15 protein-coding genes are annotated in these 16,055 nt (G+C 69.9%); 3 read left to right on the forward strand and 12 right to left on the reverse strand.

Annotated features, from left to right (window positions below; all coding sequences use genetic code 11):
- Positions 1–321 precede the first annotated feature (321 nt).
- The gene (locus ACWEQQ_RS14980) at positions 322–1,710 is read right to left on the reverse strand and encodes a class II 3-deoxy-7-phosphoheptulonate synthase (protein ID WP_354843080.1); all 1,389 of its coding nucleotides are present in this window, start codon (positions 1,708–1,710) and stop codon (positions 322–324) included.
- Between the two features lie 138 nt (positions 1,711–1,848).
- On the opposite strand from ACWEQQ_RS14980, the gene ACWEQQ_RS14985 reads away from it, so the two are divergent.
- Complete coding sequence (locus tag ACWEQQ_RS14985) at positions 1,849–2,346, forward strand: polyadenylate-specific 3'-exoribonuclease AS (protein ID WP_354843238.1); 498 nt, start codon at positions 1,849–1,851, stop codon at positions 2,344–2,346.
- A 63-nt stretch (positions 2,347–2,409) separates the two neighbouring features.
- Here ACWEQQ_RS14985 and ACWEQQ_RS14990 read toward each other — a convergent pair whose 3' ends face one another.
- From ACWEQQ_RS14990 to ACWEQQ_RS15035, 10 genes are all read right to left on the reverse strand, one after another.
- Positions 2,410–3,135: a lysophospholipid acyltransferase family protein gene (locus ACWEQQ_RS14990; protein WP_452343019.1), complete on the reverse strand. Its 726-nt coding sequence runs from the start codon at positions 3,133–3,135 to the stop codon at positions 2,410–2,412.
- 283 nt (positions 3,136–3,418) lie between these two features.
- Entirely contained in the window at positions 3,419–4,414 is a 996-nt protein-coding gene (locus ACWEQQ_RS14995) for an ROK family glucokinase (RefSeq protein ID WP_452343018.1), read from the reverse strand.
- Positions 4,411–5,310: a hypothetical protein gene (locus ACWEQQ_RS15000; RefSeq protein ID WP_452348609.1), complete on the reverse strand. Its 900-nt coding sequence runs from the start codon at positions 5,308–5,310 to the stop codon at positions 4,411–4,413. Before ACWEQQ_RS15000 ends, ACWEQQ_RS14995 begins: the two co-directional genes overlap by 4 nt.
- On the reverse strand, positions 5,307–6,632 hold the full coding sequence (locus ACWEQQ_RS15005) for an ArsA family ATPase (protein ID WP_452343064.1): 1,326 nt from the start codon (positions 6,630–6,632) through the stop codon (positions 5,307–5,309). Before ACWEQQ_RS15005 ends, ACWEQQ_RS15000 begins: the two co-directional genes overlap by 4 nt.
- A gap of 47 nt (positions 6,633–6,679) precedes the next feature.
- Positions 6,680–7,117: an SRPBCC family protein gene (locus ACWEQQ_RS15010; protein ID WP_452343016.1), complete on the reverse strand. Its 438-nt coding sequence runs from the start codon at positions 7,115–7,117 to the stop codon at positions 6,680–6,682.
- A gap of 19 nt (positions 7,118–7,136) precedes the next feature.
- Complete coding sequence (locus tag ACWEQQ_RS15015) at positions 7,137–7,529, reverse strand: SRPBCC family protein (RefSeq protein ID WP_364616259.1); 393 nt, start codon at positions 7,527–7,529, stop codon at positions 7,137–7,139.
- A 32-nt stretch (positions 7,530–7,561) separates the two neighbouring features.
- Positions 7,562–8,716, reverse strand: coding sequence for a glycosyltransferase family 4 protein (locus ACWEQQ_RS15020; protein ID WP_452348610.1), 1,155 nt, complete (start codon positions 8,714–8,716; stop codon positions 7,562–7,564).
- Positions 8,717–8,789: 73 nt separating this feature from the next.
- Positions 8,790–9,800 carry a peptidase MA family metallohydrolase gene (locus ACWEQQ_RS15025; RefSeq protein WP_452343014.1) on the reverse strand — a complete coding sequence of 337 codons (1,011 nt, stop codon included), beginning with the start codon at positions 9,798–9,800 and terminating at the stop codon, positions 8,790–8,792.
- A gap of 111 nt (positions 9,801–9,911) precedes the next feature.
- Complete coding sequence (locus ACWEQQ_RS15030; RefSeq protein ID WP_452343013.1) at positions 9,912–10,946, reverse strand: NlpC/P60 family protein; 1,035 nt, start codon at positions 10,944–10,946, stop codon at positions 9,912–9,914.
- Positions 10,947–11,173: 227 nt separating this feature from the next.
- Positions 11,174–11,800, reverse strand: a complete 627-nt coding sequence (locus ACWEQQ_RS15035; protein WP_452343012.1) for a C40 family peptidase — start codon at positions 11,798–11,800, stop codon at positions 11,174–11,176.
- Positions 11,801–12,468: 668 nt separating this feature from the next.
- Between ACWEQQ_RS15035 and ACWEQQ_RS15040 the strand changes: the two genes are divergently transcribed.
- Together ACWEQQ_RS15040 and ACWEQQ_RS15045 are read left to right on the forward strand one after the other, a co-directional pair.
- Positions 12,469–14,211, forward strand: a complete 1,743-nt coding sequence (locus tag ACWEQQ_RS15040; protein ID WP_452348611.1) for a DEDD exonuclease domain-containing protein — start codon at positions 12,469–12,471, stop codon at positions 14,209–14,211.
- 108 nt (positions 14,212–14,319) lie between these two features.
- A complete protein-coding gene (locus ACWEQQ_RS15045; RefSeq protein ID WP_452348612.1) occupies positions 14,320–14,940 on the forward strand; it encodes a class I SAM-dependent methyltransferase in 621 nt (206 codons plus the stop codon).
- A 78-nt stretch (positions 14,941–15,018) separates the two neighbouring features.
- On the opposite strand, the gene ACWEQQ_RS15050 is transcribed toward ACWEQQ_RS15045, so the two are convergent.
- On the reverse strand, positions 15,019–15,966 hold the full coding sequence (locus tag ACWEQQ_RS15050; protein WP_452348613.1) for an AraC family transcriptional regulator ligand-binding domain-containing protein: 948 nt from the start codon (positions 15,964–15,966) through the stop codon (positions 15,019–15,021).
- Positions 15,967–16,055: the final 89 nt, after the last annotated feature.

Consider the following 16,055-nt stretch of genomic DNA (forward strand, 5'->3'; position numbering starts at 1 on the left):
GAAATCAGCTGCCGCCTTGAGCGACGAGATACGTAAAGCAAGAGCCCGGACCGCCTATCGCGGTCCGGGCTCTGAGCGTTCTTCACTTCGTTGCGAAGGGCGACAACTGATTTCGTGCCGGTGGGGGTAACTCACCGGGCACGGCCAAAATCGGCTCGGCAACCAGCCACCGGCACGGGTGCGCAACCGGCAGCGGCTCCCGGCCGCCCGCTCTAGTCCCGGAGAGGCGGAGGAGCCCGCTCGAGTCCCGGAGAGGCGGAGGAGCCCGCTCGGTCCCGGGGAGGCGGAGGAGCCCGCTCGAGTCCCGGAGAGGCGGGGGAGCTACCGCAGCATCTCCGCGACCAGGAAGGCCAGCTCCAGCGACTGCTGGGTGTTCAGGCGCGGGTCGCAGGCGGTCTCGTAGCGCTCCTCCAGGTTGAGGTCCGAGATGTCCTGCGCGCCGCCGAGGCACTCGGTGACGTTCTCGCCGGTGAGCTCGATGTGCAGACCGCCCGGGTGGGTGCCCAGCGCGTGGTGCACCTCGAAGAAGCCCTGCACCTCGTCGACGATGCGGTCGAAGTGCCGGGTCTTGTAGCCGGTGGAGGACTCGTGGGTGTTGCCGTGCATGGGGTCGCACTGCCAGATCACCTGGTGGCCGGTGGCCTGCACCTTCTCGATGATCGGGGGCAGTACGTCGCGGACCTTCTGGTTGCCCATCCGCGCGACCAGGGTCAGGCGGCCGGGCTCGTTGTTGGGGTCCAGGCGCTCGACGTACTCCACGGCCTGATCGGGCGTGGTGGTCGGGCCGATCTTGAGGCCGATCGGGTTGGCCACCAGTTCCGCGAAGGCGACGTGCGCGCCGTCGAGCTGACGGGTGCGCTCACCGATCCACAGGAAGTGCGCCGACAGGTCGTAGAGCACCGGCTCACCCGAGACCGGGTGCTCGCTCAGACGCAGCATGGCCCGCTCGTAGTCGAGCACCAGCGCCTCGTGGCTGGCGTAGAGCCGGGCGCTGGACAGGTTGGGATCGTTGACGCGACACGCCTTCATGAAGGCCAGCGCGCGATCGATCTCGGTGGCCATCTGCTCGTAGCGGGCGCCGGCCGGGGACTGGCTCACGAACTCGCGGTTCCAGTCGTGCACCTTGTGCAGGTCGGCCATGCCGGCGGAGGTGAGCGCCCGCACCAGGTTCATGGCCGCCGAGGCGTTGGCGTAGGCGCGGACCAGTCGCGACGGATCGTGTTCGCGCAGCGCCGCATCCGCGACCAGCGAGTTCACCATGTCACCGCGGTAGGACCGCAGGCCCAGCGAATCGATGTCGGCGGAACGGGGTTTGGCGTACTGACCCGCGATACGGGCCACCTTCACCACCGGCAGGCTGGCGCCGTAGGTGAGCACCACGGCCATCTGCAGCAGGGTGCGGATATTGCCGCGAATGTGCGGCTCGGTGTTGTCGGCGAAGGTCTCCGCGCAGTCACCGCCCTGCATGAGGAACGCCTCGCCGCGGGCCACCTCGGCCAGGCGCAGGCGCAGCTCCTCGACCTCGGCGGGCACGCAGATGGGCGGCACGCTCTCCAGGACGGTGCGCATCTTGGCGGCCTGCTCTGGATCCCAGGACGGCTGCTGCAGCGCCGGGCGGGCCAGCGCGTCGTCGAGACGCCGACGGAGCTCGGCGGGCAGCGGCGGAAGTTCCGGCAAGCGATCGATCGGTACATCGACGGTCCAGTTCACCAGTTCAGAATACGGATTGCTCTCCGTGAACCGGACCACCCCCAGGGCTCGAGTTCCCCACACCGGTTCGCCGCCTACGCTGGGACCCGATGATCTGCCCATCCGACCCGGACCTGAGCTGAGGAGAGACCCATCTCACTGCGGTACTTTTACGATTCGGAATTCATCGAGGACGGGACCGTCATCGACCTCGTGTCCATCGCGGTGGTGTGCGAGGACGGACGCGAGTTCTACGCGGTCTCCACCGAATTCGATCCCGAGAAGGCCGGGCCGTTCGTCCGCCGCAATGTCCTGCCCAAGCTACCGCCGCCGTCCTCGCCGCTGTGGCGTTCGCGCGAGCGCATCCGCGACGATCTCTACAAGTTCCTGGTCCCCCGCCCCGGCGTGGAACCCGAACTGTGGGCCTGGGTCGGCGCCTATGACCACGTGGCGCTGTGCCAGCTGTGGGGCTCCATGGTCGATCTCCCCAACGCGCTGCCCCGCTACACCAATGAGCTGCGCCAGCATTGGGAGCAGCACGGCCGCCCGCCTCTGCCGCCGGTACCGAAGGACGCGCACGACGCGCTCGCCGACGCCCGCCACAACCTCGCCAAATTCGAGGCCATCGAAGCGGCCCGGCGCCTGCGCGCGGTCTGAGATCAGCATGCGAAAGGCCCCGGGAGACTTGGTCTCCCGGGGCCTTCTCGATGGTCCGGCAGGCTAGCCCGCCATGGTCTCCGGAATGCGGTCCGCGTCGGGGCGGCTGCCCGACGGCACGCCCTTCTTCAGGCTCGCGGCGTACACGTCGACGTATTCCTGATCGCCCATCCGCATGAGCTCGTACATGATCTCGTCGGTGACGGCGCGCTCGACGAAGCGGTTGCCGCCCATACCCTCGTAGCGCGAGAAGTCGATCGGCTCACCGAATTTCACGGTGACCTTGCGCGGCCGCCAGCGGAACGGACCGGGCGGGCACACCTCGTCGGTGCCGATCAGGGCAACCGGGATCACCGGTACTCCGGTCTCCAGGGCGAGGCGTGCCACACCGGTCTTGCCTTTGTAGAGGCGGCCGTCCGGGGACCGGGTGCCTTCGGGGTACAGGCCCACCAGGCGACCCTCGTCCAGCAGCTTGCGCGCGGTATTGAGGGCGCTCTCCGCGGCGTCCGCGCCGGAGCGGTCGATCGGGTACTGACCGGCACCGGAGAAGAACCATTTCTGCAACCGGCCCTTGAGACCGGGCGTGGTGAAGTATTCGGCCTTGGCCAGATAGGTGATGCGGCGCGGGCTCATCAGCGGGGTGAAGAGCCAGTCGGTGAACGACAAGTGATTGCCGGCCAGAATCGCTGCGCCCTTGGCGGGAATGTTCTCGACGCCCTCAACGTGGGGCCGGTTGACGAGATGCATCCATGGACCCGGGAACACATACTTCAGCAGCCAGTAGAACATTGCGTCCTTTCCCCTGTTTTCGATACCCGGGACCGGCCTCGTTGCGGGCACCACCACTCGCTTGCATACCCTACTCCACCGCCTCCCCGAACCTTCAGCGGACAGCCGAGAGCCGTTGCCCGTCGTGCACCCGTGCCGGCGGTTAAGTGCCGAACCGATTTTGGGGGTACCCGACGAGTTACCCCAACCGGCACCAAATCAGTTGTCACTTCTAGTGACGAGACACCAAATCAGTTGCTACTTCGAGCAACGGGACGACCGAGCGGAATCGGTCGGGCGGTGATCAGCGGTGGGCCGACACCGGGTCCTGCTGGGCAAGCACCGCTGCGCGGGCCAGTTCGGCAGCGCCGATCATGCCGGCGGCCTCACACAGTTGGGCGGTGCGGATGCGGGCCAGCCGGCGGTGCCGGGCGCCGGTGATGGAGGCCGCGTAATGCTCACGGGCATCGTCGAGGAACAGTGGGGCCGAACTGCTCACGCCGCCCGCTACCACGATCAGGTCCGGGTCGAAGATGTCGCTCACGAAGGCCAGGCCCAGGCCGAGCCAGCGCGCGAAATCGGCCATCACGTCGAGGGCGACCGGGTCGCCGTCCTGCGCCGCGCCCGCCACCCGGCGACCGGTCAGCGAGCCGGGATCGCGCCCGGACTCCCGGGCCAGCACCGTGGAGCGCTGCGGATCGGTGGCCAGCAGCTCGATCGCGGTGTCCACCAGAGCCGTTCCGCTGCAATACCTTTCCCAGCAGCCGCGCTTGCCGCAGGCGCAGGCGCGCCCGTTGGGCACCACCTGCAGATGCCCGAGTTCCGGTGCGACACCGAAGCTTCCGCGATACAGCTGGCCGTTGCTGAGCAGCGCCGCGCCGATACCGGTGCCGATGGCCACCAGCACCACATTGCGACCGCCCGCCGCCGCACCGAATCGATACTCCGCCCACAGTGCGGCATTCGCATCGTGCTCGAGGATCACCGGCAGGCCGAGGCGGTCGGTGAGCCGCTGCGCGACCGGGGCGTCCTCCCACGGCAGGTGCGGGGCGAAACGCACGGTGGCGCGGTCCTCGTCGACGAAACCCGCCACCGCGAGACCGACCGCGCCGATGGCGTGGCGGGAACACAGGTCATGCACCGCCCGGGCCAGACCGTCCTCGAGGGCGCGGGCGGAATGCGGGGTCGGCGCGGTCACGGTGTCGAGCACCTCGCCCGCACCGTCCACCACCGACGCCCGAATATTCGTGCCGCCCACATCGATACCCACGGTCAACGGCACGTCCTCACCGCCCGTCATGCCTTGATCGTCACGTCGATGGGCACGTACTTGGCGCGCTTGGACCGCCTGCCGGCACCGGGCTGCGCACCGCCGCGACCGTCGGCCGGGCCCGAATCGCGGGCGGGTGCGGGCTGTCCCGCGGATCCGGCGGGACCGGGCTCGGCGTCGGGGTGCGCGACCGGCGGGCCGAAAGGACGGTCGGGGGCGGGCTGATCACCTGCCACCCGTCCGCCGGCGGAGTCCGTACGGAAATCGTTGTGCGGCACCGCCTCCGAGTCACCCGGGTGACTGCCTCCGGGGCGGCGAGCCGCGCCCGGGCCGGGACCGAAGGGGTCGTCCGACGCCTCGGCGGCCGGGTGGGCGTGGGACCGATTCTGAGCCGCCGCACGGCCCTGCGCACCGGCGAGGAAACGCGCGAACACCGCAGCGAGGCCCGCCGCACCGTGCAGGTCGCCGGATTGCCCTCCACCACGGAGGAATTCGCTCTCATCATCCGAGCCGGCATCGCCGCGCACGTCGGCGAACGGCAGATCACCTGCACCGGAGCCGGTTTCGGCGACATGCGAAAAGTGATGCCAGGCTTGATATTCCGGCGATTCAGGATCCAGGTCCGGCGGGATCACCGGATCCACCGGCACACCGGCGAGCGCCTCGCGCAGCACGGTCACGATGGCGGTGCCGTGTTCGGCGATGGCCGCCACCACATCGTGGTGCTCGCCGCGCACGATGGCCGCGGCCGCGCACACGGGACACCAGCTGCAGCTGGACCATTCGGTGCGGCCGTCGGCGGCGGTGCGGCGCAGCACCGGTTCGACGCGCTCGAGGACGGCCTCGGCCAACAGCCGTAGCTCCTCGGCGAATTCGCCGAGATTCTCGTCGGGGTGGCCGGGACGCGGGTGGTGCGTGGTGGTCATTTCGGCCAGACCTGAGGATCGGGCCGGAAACGGATCACCAGGTGGTCGCCGTCGAGCTCGGCGGCCTCGACCGTGCACCGCCGCAATACCGGGGCCAGCCGCAACCGCCGCCGGACCCCGTCCGCTCCCACGATCAAATCGTCCTCCACTCGTCCCAGCCGCAGGGTCGACGAATCGACCACCGGCAGATGCATGCGCATCGCGAACACCGAGTGCACGCCCGCCCCGGACTCGAGCCGCACCACCGGCTCGGCGGCGGTACTTGTCTCGGGGCCGGGCAGCACACCGTCCGCATCTGTGCCAAGCATAGGGACCGGACGCCCTCCCACCCAGTTACCACTCGCGTCCACCGCGTAGGACAGCGCGGCCAGCGAGCCGATCCCCACCGGTTCGGCTCCCGCATGCGCCACGACCTGCACCGGAACCCCGTGCAACCGCTTGCGCAGCTCCCCCACGACATCGAGTTGCTCGCCGCGCCGGTTGAAGTACCACTGCACCGCCGGATGCGGCGGCTCGACCGGGGGCGGGGCGGGCATCTCGGGGAGCACCCTGTTCACCAGCACCTCGTCCAGGCGGAGACCCAGCAGCGCCGCCGCCGAGCGCACCCGCGCCGACTCGGCCACCGCGACCAGTTCCGCGGCGGTCACCAAGCGGGCGCCGGTGCGGGCCTGATCCGCCAGCAGGTCACGGGCTTCCGTCACCGCCTGCACGATCTGCTCGACGGTCACCGCGAGCACCGCCTTGCGGAAGTCCGCGCCGATCGCCTCCATCGTCCTGGCGTGCGCGGGCCACACCCGCTCCAGGTAACCGAGCACGGTGTCCGGCGCGGTGACGATGCGCAGCATGTCCGCCGACGGCGGGCAGTCCACCACGATCACATCCCACCGCGCGTCGTTGGCGAACCGCGTGATCTCCAGCATGGCCAGTAGTTCCTGCACCCCCGGCAGCCCGGTCAGCTCCGCGGGATCCAGTGCCCCCAGGTCGAATCCGTGCTCGTGCCCGGCCCCGGACGCCATGACCAGCACCTGCCGGAACCGATCCTCCAGCAGCGCAAGCGAATCCACCTCGATGACATCCAGCGCCGGCTCGGCGTCGGGGTCGCGGACGTCCGCGAAAGCTGGTGCCGGGCTGTGGAACATGGGCAGGGGCAGGGTGGCGACCGCGGGGGTCGCACCGTGGCGCAGGCGGTAGCCCAGGGCATCGCCGAGGGAGTGGGCCTGGTCCAGCGAGGCCAGCAGGACGCGGCGGCCGTTGCGGGCGTAGGCGAGTGCGGTGGCGCAGGCCAGGGTTGTTTTTCCGACGCCGCCCTTGCCGATGAACAGCTCGACGCGGGTGGCGGGGTGCGGCGAGCGTTCGGTACCGCCGGCGGTCAGCCTTCGACCCGTTTCTTGAGTTCCTTGAGGGCGGTGTCGGTGATGACCTTCTCCGCTTTGCGTTTGAACATGCCGATCATCGGGATGTTCAGATCCACGGTCAGTTCGTAGACCACCTGGGTGGTGCCGTCGGGCAGCGCGATCAACTCGTAGGTGCCGTCCTGCGCCTTCTGCAGGTCACCCGAGATCAGGCTCCAGCTCACTGCCCGCCCGTCGGGCCGCCAGGTGTAGGACAGGGTGTAGGTGTCCTTCACGACGCCGGCGTCCAGCACGAAGCGGGCGGTGCGGGCGCGGCCGTCCGGCAATTTGTCCAGCACCTCGACCGAGCGGGCCGCGGAGACCCATTCCGGATACGACTCCAGGTCGGCGATGACCGCCATCACTCGATCCGAGGGGGCGTCGATCACGATCGACCTCTGAGTTCGATCGGCCATGGGCGGCAACGCTTCCTTTCTAGTGAGCGGCCGCGGGAGCGACCCCGGCCTTGCGCCCCGCCTCGAGGCGGGCCTTGATCTCGAAGGACATGGCCTTGCCCGCGACGCGGCGAGTCCGGTTCAGGGCCAGCAGCTCACGTCCGGACATACCGCCGATGCCGCCACGGGGTTCAGCGTGCATGAAGTAGTGCATGATGACGCCGTCCAGCATGGGCTCCAGCCAGACCTCCATGGTGCCGTCCGCACCACCGCTGACGGTCCAGCGAATTCCCTTGTCGCCCCGGTCTTCCCGGACCTCCAACTGCAGGTCGGGCCACCAGCGGCGCCAGCGGGCACGATCGGCCAGCACCTCGGCCACCGCCGTGCCCGGCGCGGCGACGAATGTCTGGTCGGCAACCTGGATACTGCTCACGGGGCTGAGCCTAGCGCAGGTTGGGAATCGTCTCAGACCCGCGCCGACCGGGGAGCCGTGGGATCCAGCAGTTGCTGTAGTCGCGCGCCCATCAGGTCCCAGCGCCACTGCTGCTGCACCCAGGCGCGCCCGGCCGCGCCCATGCGAGCGGCGGCGTCCCGGTCGGAGAGGATGTCGACGATGGCGTCGGTGAGCTCTTCGGCGGAGCGGCCGTTCACCACCCGTCCGGTCTCACCCTCGCGCACGGTTTCGGGCGCGCCGCCGGAATTGCCCGCCACCACCGGCACTCCCGTGGCGGAGGCTTCCAGGAACACGATGCCCAGGCCCTCGACGTCCAGGCCGAAACCACGGGTGCGGCAGGGCATGGCGAACACGTCGGCGATGGTGTGGTGGGCGGCGAGCTCGCCCGACGGCACGCGTCCGGCGAAGACCACGTCATTGCCGAGGCCCATAACCTCGGCGAACTGCCGTAGCTTCTGCTCGTACGGCCCGCCGCCGGCGATGACCAGCACCGCCCCGTCGACCCGCCTGCGAATCTCGAGCATGGCCGTGATCAGCATGTCCTGGCCCTTGCGCGGCACCAGCCGCGACAGGCACAGAATGGTCGGCCGGTCCCCCAGCCCGTAGCGGGCCCGCAGTTCGGCGCGGGCGGCCGGATCCGGCTTGAACACCTCCGAATCCACGGCGGGGGGCAGGTATTCGAGCGCGGCCTGCGCCCCGAACGCGGACGAGAACCGCCGCCGCGTGTATTTGCTGACATAGGTGACGACATCGGTGTGATCGCCGATGACCCGCAGCGCCTGCCGCGCCGCCGGCAGCATCGACCAGCCCACCTCGTGCCCGTGCGTGGACGCCACGATCCGCTCCGCGCCCGCCTGGCGCAGCACCGGCGACAGCAGCGCCAGCGGCGCCGCCGCCCCGAACCAGACCCGGTCGCACTTCTCGTCGCGCATGAGCTTCTTGGCGCGCCGCGCCACCAGCGGCGTCGGCAGCATCAGCGTCGTCGGATGCCGCACCACCTGAAAGGGCTGCTGCGCATCGAACTTCCAGTGACTGTCGCCCCGCCACCGCGGCGCGTACACCACCAACTCGTCAGCGGGCAGCTGCCGGGCGAGCGCATGCAGATACGACTGAATCCCACCCGGTCGCGGCGGGAAATCATTGGTAACCAGCAGAGTTCGCCCCATGCCCTCAAACCTACTGCACCCGGGGCCCGCACTCCTCCCACCCCGAAACCTCGCACCCCCCGGCCTCCGAGTGCTACGCGCCTTCGGCGGTGCGGGTGGCGAGCCAGGCGCGCCAATCGGTGACGAGGTCCTGGTAGCCGGTGCCGAGGGTGGCGCGCAGGGCGGTGTCGACGGCGGCGCGGTCCTTGGGGCCCGACGCCAGTTGGCGGTAGAGGGCGACGAGTTTCGGGTCGCCGTAGCGGTCGGCGATGAAAGCGCAGGCGGACCAGCCCTGTTCGTAGGCCAACGAGGCTTGGCCGCTGGTGGGCTCGAACATGGCGTCGGGCGGGAGGTCGGCGGGGAGGTCGCCGGCGCGGGCGCGGGTGGTGAGGGTGGGGGCGATCTCGGTGATGGGCCGGCGCAGGTTGCGATGGGCGGAATATTCGGCGAAGCCCTCGAGCGTCCACATCGGGGAGCCGTCGACGGTGACCGCGCGCGAGGCCATATGGGTGAGTTCGTGCCGCAACACCGAGCGCAGGCCGTCGGGTCCCAGGCGGCGTCCGGCGTCGGGGCCGAAAACCACGCGCTGGCCCGTCAGTTGGGCGCCGGGGCGGAAGGGGTCGGCGACGGTCGAGGCCGCGACCTCGGCGGGCACGTCACCGGCGGCGTGGGTGAGGGCGGCGAATTCGGAGACGCTGGACGCCACCACCACGACGGGGGCCTGATTCCAGTCCGCACCCCACAGCGCGGTGACCGCGGCGGTGCTTGCCGCGAGTTCGCCTGCCAGCACATCGATATCGGCGCGCTGCCCGGAATGACCGAGCACGACACCGATCCGCCCCGACCCGGTCGCCGTGGTCTCGGCGACCACCCTGCCGTAGCCCTCCATGGTCCGTTTCACCAGCGGCACCTGCGGATCGGAGGCCGTGGCCTGACCCGAGTCCTGCCCCGGCACCACCGCGCGCAGCTTGGGCAGCACCGAGTTCGGCAGCATGAGCAGCGCCCCGCAGGCCGCGGTCAGCGTGCTGACCATGACCAGGGTGGCGACGAACTGGAACCGCCGCCGCGCCGCCAGCCAGCCGCGCAGCTGCCGCAGAGCGCTCATCGCCACCTCGTCGTGATCATGCGCTGCATATAGGGCACGAGTGGGGACCCTACGTGGTTACGCAAGCTGCCTCCTCCGGGTCCTGACCAGTCATGCCGGGTCCGCGAGAGCTCAGAACCGGCGCGCCGAATGGAACGGTGTGGAGCTCATCGGCGCGACCTGAACCGGTACGCCGAAAGTGGAAGCGTGCAGCATCAATCCGTTGCCGGCGTAGATACCCACATGCGAGATGTCAGAGTAGAAGAAGACGACGTCGCCGGGCTGGAGATCCTTCTCGTCGACCGGCGTGCCGTAGCTGGACTGCTGCTGGCTGGTGCGCGGCACGCTCTTGCCGACCTGATGGAAGGCCCACTGCACCAGGCCGGAGCAGTCGAACTGGTCGGGACCGGTGGCGCCCCAGACATACGGATCGCCGACGCGGGTGAGTCCCGCGGCCAGCGCGCTGGTGCCGGAACCGGGCACCAGGCCCCGGAGCAGGCTGTCGCGATCGAAGCCGGGCGGGAACATGGAGCCCGCGAGCGCGGACTTGTCACCAGCGGAGAGCTGCCCCCAGGCGGCGATCACCTGCGCCATGGATCCTTGCAGCGCAGCGCGTTTGGATTCCAAGTCCTGGCGGACCGCATCGGCGGCGGCGCTGGCGGCGCGCGCGGTGTCGGCGGCGGCGCGGGCCGCGGCCTCGGCGACCGAGGCCGCGTCGGTGGCCTTCTCGTACTGGCCCAGTTGATCATTCGTGCGCGCGCCCACGAAGTCCACGATGGACATCTGGTCGAGCAGCTGCTGCGGCGAATTGCTGACCAGTAGCGAAGTGAGCCGGTTGGTGCGGCTGCCGAGCAGCGCGGAGGTCGCGGCCCGATCGATGACCGGTTGGTAGCGACGGATTTCCGCCTTGGCCGCATCCAGGGTGGCGGCCGCGTCGGCGGCCCGCTGGTCGGCGACACCGGCGGCGGCGGCCTTGGTGTCCAGATCGGACTGGGCGTCGAGCGCCTGCTGATTGAGCTGTTCGGATTGCCGCGACAGGTCGATGAGCCGCTGCACTGCTTCCCCAGCAGATGCCGGTGCGGAGACCGGATCGGCTGTCGCGGATCCGAGGCCCAGGGTGCCGTAGGTGCCGACCATGAGTGCGCCTACCGTGAGGGCTTCACCCACCAGTCGCCTGGTTCGCTGACTGTGTGTCCGATGATGTCGCTGCTGCGCTGCCACCGTTGGTGTCGTCCCGTTCTCTTACCCCGAGCCGGTTCAGAAGGTCTCGATAAGATTACGAAACGGCGACCGCTTGTGTCCAGCAGGCCACGGAATCATCACGGTCACCGCCTCTTCCACAGGTCGGCCGCCTGCGGTCGGCTACGGGGAAGACGCCCCGGTCGAGCAGCGGATCAGATGCGGCGCGCGCCCGTGAACGGCATCGAGGAGATCGGGGCGACCTTCACCGGCTGACCGGAGGTCGACGCGTGCACCACATTGCCGTCGCCGACGTAGATGCCGGAGTGGCTGCCGCCGTAGAACGACACCACGTCGCCGGGCTGCAGATCGTCGAACGACACCGGGCTGCCGGCATTGAGCTGCTCATAGCTGGTGCGCGGCAGGCTGACTCCGGCCTGCGCGTAGGACCACTGCACCAGACCGGAGCAGTCGAAGGCGTCCGGGCCGGCGGCGCCGTAGACGTAGGGGTCGCCGACGCGGCTCAGGGCGGCGTTGACCGCGGCCTGGCGCGGGCCGCTCCGCGGTCCGGGGATGGCCGGGCCCCACGGGGTGATGATGCCGGGGATGGCGGGGATGTTCACCGGGAGGGATTCCGGGAGCCCCGGGATGCCGGCGGGGAGCTGGATCAGGTCGGGCACGTCGATGGTGCCGACCGGTGTGTTCACCGGCTGGGCCGACGCGGGGGTCGCTGGCAGCAGCAGCGCGCTCACCGCGGCGGCGCCGACGGCACCGGCCGCAGCGGCACGACGCGCAGTGCGCTGCATGCCCCGGACCTGTCGCTTGACGGTGGTGGTCGCCATGATGAGGTACTTCCAATCTCCCCCGCGACGCCGCACCGGGTGGTGCGTCGGACTCCGCGAGGTCTCAGGAAGATTACGAGTCCATAACGGTGCTTTGTAAAGCCGAGACGGCCGGCCCGTCACTCGAAATTGTTACGCGCCCCCATTTCGGTGCGATAAACGTCACACCAATCACGAAACGATAACAGCGGTCATTTTCCGGAGAGCGCACCACTAGCTACCGGTGAGTAGCCAGCGCTCGCCCGAGGCCCTTCCGACCTCGACAAATTACGCATAACACAAGGTCAGAGCCATGACCGCCGACCTGGGCGATTTCGACACGCCCACGCGACACGCCCGACCGCAGGACAGCGGGGCGGCACACGCCGGAGGCCGGTGCGAATCAACCACCCTCACACCCGAGATTAATACGCTTTCCGAATAATAGTGACCCTGGTCACAATCGCGCATATTTCCGCAATTCGAGGATTTCATCTCGAGAATCTCCACCACATATTCAGACTTTCCCCAGGTCGCGCGAAGCAACTCCCCGGACTCCGCCAAAGTTCCCGGTCCGACCTGCGGAAAGTGCCGGATCACGCGTTCTCGGAGACGGTCACGACCCCCGGAGCTGCGGTGAACGCCTTGGCGGGAAAGGTTGTCGGACCCTGCGCCTAGGCTTCCCGTCCGTGTCCGGACAGCTGGCCTTCGACGAGCTCGAAACCCCGCTCTATGACACGACGTTCGTGGTGGTGGACCTGGAGACGACCGGCACCAGCCCCGAGGGCGACTCGATCACCGAGATCGGCGCGGTGAAGGTGCGCGGCGGCGAGGTACTCGGCGAGTTCGCGACCCTGGTGAATCCCGGCTGTGCGATTCCCCCGCAGATCGTGCAGATCACCGGGATCACGACCGCCATGGTGGTGGACGCGCCCCGCATCGAGCAGGTGCTGCCCGGGTTTCTGGAGTTCGCGCGCGGTGCGGTGCTGGTCGCCCACAATGCCCGCTTCGATACCGGATTCCTGAAGGCCGCCGCGGCCCGGTGCGAATTGCCCTGGCCCGCTTTCCAAACGCTGTGCACGGTCCAGCTGGCGCGGCGGGTGCTCGGCAAGGACGAAGCGCCCTCGGCCAAACTCTGGTACCTGGCTCAGCTGCTGGGCGCCGAGACCCGGCCCACGCACCGCGCCCTCGACGATGCCCGCGCCACGGTGGACGTGCTGCACGCGCTCATCGCCCGAGTCGGCAATCAGGGGGTGCAGAGTCTCACCGAGCTGCTCGACTATCTGCCCGAGGTGACACGCCGCCAACGCGCGAAACGTGTGATGGCGGCGGATCTTCCGGCCACGCCGGGGGTGTATCTGTTCCGCGGGCCCTCGGACGAAGTCCTCTATATCGGGACGGCGGTGAATCTGCGTCGGCGTGTCCGCACCTACTTCACCGGTTCCGACACCCGCCCGCGCATGCGCGAGATGGTGCAGCTGGCCACCCGGGTCGACCATGTCGAGTGCTCACACGGCCTGGAGGCAGGGGTGCGGGAGCTGCGGCTGCTGCTCGCCCACACCCCGCCCTACAACCGGCGATCGAAGTTCCCGCAACGCGCCTGGTGGCTGACGCTGACCGACGAGCCGTTCCCGCGGTTCGCGGTCTCGCGCACCCCGGCCCGGGACGCGCTGGGCCCGTTCACCTCTCGCGCCGACGCGCTGGAGATCGCCGCCACCATCGCCGAGCAGGCGAGCCTGCGCACCTGCACCACCCGCATCCCGCGCACCGGCCGCCATGATTGCCCGCCGGCGGTGGTCGGCGGTTGCCCCGCGAGCGCCCACAGCAGCAGCCCCCTCTATATAGAGGAGTACGAGCAAGCTCCGGCCATGGTCCGCGCCCTGTTCGCGGGCGCCGACGACGCCCTGCTGCACGCGATCGCCGAGCGGCTCGAAAGCCTGTCCACCGCAGAACATTTCGAGGCCGCAGCCCGGCTGCGGGATCGCACCGTGACGGTGATCCGCGCCCTGCGCCGGACCCAGCGCCTGGTCGCGCTGGCCGCCATCCCGGAACTGATAGCTGCCCGCCCCGACGGCGCAGGTGGCTGGGAGTTCGCGATCATCCGCCACGCCCGCCTCGCCGCCGCGGGCACCGCCGTGCGAGGCATCTCCCCCATGGCGGTGGTGGATCGCCTGGCGGCCGCCGCCGAAACCGTCATCCCGCCCCGCCTCCCCGGCCCGGACGACGCGCCCGCCTATCCCCCACTGCGCGGGGCACTTCCGGAGGAGGCGGGCCTGCTGGTCCGCTGGCTCGAACAGCCCGGCACCCGCATCGTCCGCACCACCGACGGCTACGGCGAACCCCGCCGCGGCGCGGGCGCCTGGCTCGACTGGGTCGCCCGCGCCGAAGCCGCCGCCCAGATCACCACCCCGGATCAGTCCCGGCCGGGCTGATGACCAGCGCGGTGAAAATGCGCGGCTTCGAGGCCATTCCGGGGCAGGTGCGGAGGTGAGTACCGGAACGTGCGGGCGGCGGGAGCGGCGCGCTGCCAGAATGGCGGGATGTATGTGCCAGATGCGGAGCGCTGGAATCACAACATCGAGTACCACCCACTGCTGGCGGCGGCGGTCGCCGGGGCGCGGGACGTGCTGGACGTCGGGTGCGGGGAAGGCATGCTGGCCAGGCGGATCCGGCAGGGCGGGGCCGCAGTGACCGGGATCGATCCCGATGCGCGGAGTATCGAGCTGGCCCGGGACCAGTCCGGGGCGGGCGACATCACCTATCTCCAGGCGGATTTCCTCGAGTACCCCTTCGAGCCAGAGTCGTTCGACGGGATCGTGTCCATCGCGGCCCTGCACCACATGGACACCGTCAAGGCGCTCACCCTGATGCGGGAGCTGTTGCGGCCGGGCGGGACCCTGGCCGTGGTGGGCATGGCGCGCAACGACTTTCCGGCGGATCTACCGTGGGAGGCCGCCGCCCTGCTCACCAGTTTCAAGGATCGGCTGTTCCGGGCGCAGTGGGCGCACCCCTCGCCGGTGGTGTGGCCGCCACCGCAAACCTATGCCGAGACGCGGCGGACGGCCGCCGAGATCTTGCCCGGCGTGCGCTACCGACGGCACGTACTGTGGCGGTTCTCGCTGGTATGGACCAGGCCGAATCCGGCTGCACCGCAGGGTTAGCCGCCGAAGTGGGAGGTCGGCGCCGACCGCGAGTGCGGCACGTCGGCAGGACGCAACCACGCACTGTCGGCGCCATCGCTAGCGCGGGATGTCGTGGGTGCGGCCGGGTTGGGCGCCCGGGCGCCCTCGGTAACCGGGGCCGAAAACCGGCTGGGCAGATGCGCCGACCATGCGGGCGACGGTCTCGCCGGTGAGCCCGAGCTCCAGGAGTTCGGCGGCGAGCTGCTGCCGGATCTGATCGACCAGGCCGCGAAAGCTGATGTGCTGGTCGGCGAGTCGGCGGTGCAGGCCGCGTTCGGACAGTGTGAGTTCCCGGGCGACCTCGGCGAGTGACGGCGCGGTCGCGGGCGTCCGCAGCAGCACTCGGCGCACCTGTGCTGCCGGACCGGTGTATCGATGCCGGCGGTCCAGTGCCAGCTCGCACTGCTGGATGCACAGCGCGTCCGGTGGCCGGGCGGGCTGATCGAGCACCTCGGGCGGCACGGTGAACCTGCCTCGGCCGGGCTCGAATTCGAGGTCGAGCAGCACATCGGTGCCCGAGGCCAGCGCCGAGACCAGCGTGCAGGCGGCCGTCAGATCGCGGGCCAGCAGGAACGCCCGCACGTCGCCGCGCACCTCCCCGTCCCCGGCTGTGACCGCCAGCCCCGCCCGGGTCTCGGTGAACGACGGCCCGAATCGGACGGAGGTCACCGCGAAGTACCCGGGCAGCAGCCGGATCGCCTCCCGCACGGTCGGACTCGTCATCATGGCGTAGCCCACGATCCCCGCGCCGGGGAGCGCGTATCGCCGCCCGGTCGCGGCCCCCAGTTCGGCCGGGTCTCCCCCGTGCGCGATCAGATTCCGGATGACCCGCAGTTCCTGGCCCGACCGCACCTGTGCGCCAGGTTCTTCCAGGTCACTGCCGCGCAGCCCCGTCCCGGCCAGGCAGGCCGAGGCCGGAATCCCCTGTGCCCGACCGGTCTCCACCGCATAGCGGGTCGCCACCGCGGGCCGGGCGACCGCCCGTCGATCCGGCTGGACAGCCATAGTCCGGAAGCTAACAGGTCCCGGTCACCTTGTCATCCGATCGGCCGAGTCCCGGGAACGGGGAAGGCCCCGAGTCGAATTCGACTCGG

The organism is Nocardia sp. NPDC004123 (assembly GCF_053603795.1).

Bases quoted from the DNA above. Each gene is read 5' to 3' on its own strand.
- ACWEQQ_RS14990 (WP_452343019.1), bottom strand. From the start codon at position 3,135: ATGTTCTACTGGCTGCTGAAGTATGTGTTCCCGGGTCCATGGATGCAT.
- ACWEQQ_RS14995 (WP_452343018.1), bottom strand. From the start codon at position 4,414: ATGACGGGCGGTGAGGACGTGCCGTTGACCGTGGGTATCGATGTGGGC.
- ACWEQQ_RS15000 (WP_452348609.1), bottom strand. From the start codon at position 5,310: ATGACCACCACGCACCACCCGCGTCCCGGCCACCCCGACGAGAATCTC.
- ACWEQQ_RS15010 (WP_452343016.1), bottom strand. From the start codon at position 7,117: ATGGCCGATCGAACTCAGAGGTCGATCGTGATCGACGCCCCCTCGGAT.
- ACWEQQ_RS15020 (WP_452348610.1), bottom strand. From the start codon at position 8,716: ATGGGGCGAACTCTGCTGGTTACCAATGATTTCCCGCCGCGACCGGGT.
- ACWEQQ_RS15025 (WP_452343014.1), bottom strand. From the start codon at position 9,800: ATGAGCGCTCTGCGGCAGCTGCGCGGCTGGCTGGCGGCGCGGCGGCGG.
- ACWEQQ_RS15035 (WP_452343012.1), bottom strand. From the start codon at position 11,800: ATGGCGACCACCACCGTCAAGCGACAGGTCCGGGGCATGCAGCGCACT.
- ACWEQQ_RS15045 (WP_452348612.1), top strand. From the start codon at position 14,320: ATGTATGTGCCAGATGCGGAGCGCTGGAATCACAACATCGAGTACCAC.
- ACWEQQ_RS15050 (WP_452348613.1), bottom strand. From the start codon at position 15,966: ATGGCTGTCCAGCCGGATCGACGGGCGGTCGCCCGGCCCGCGGTGGCG.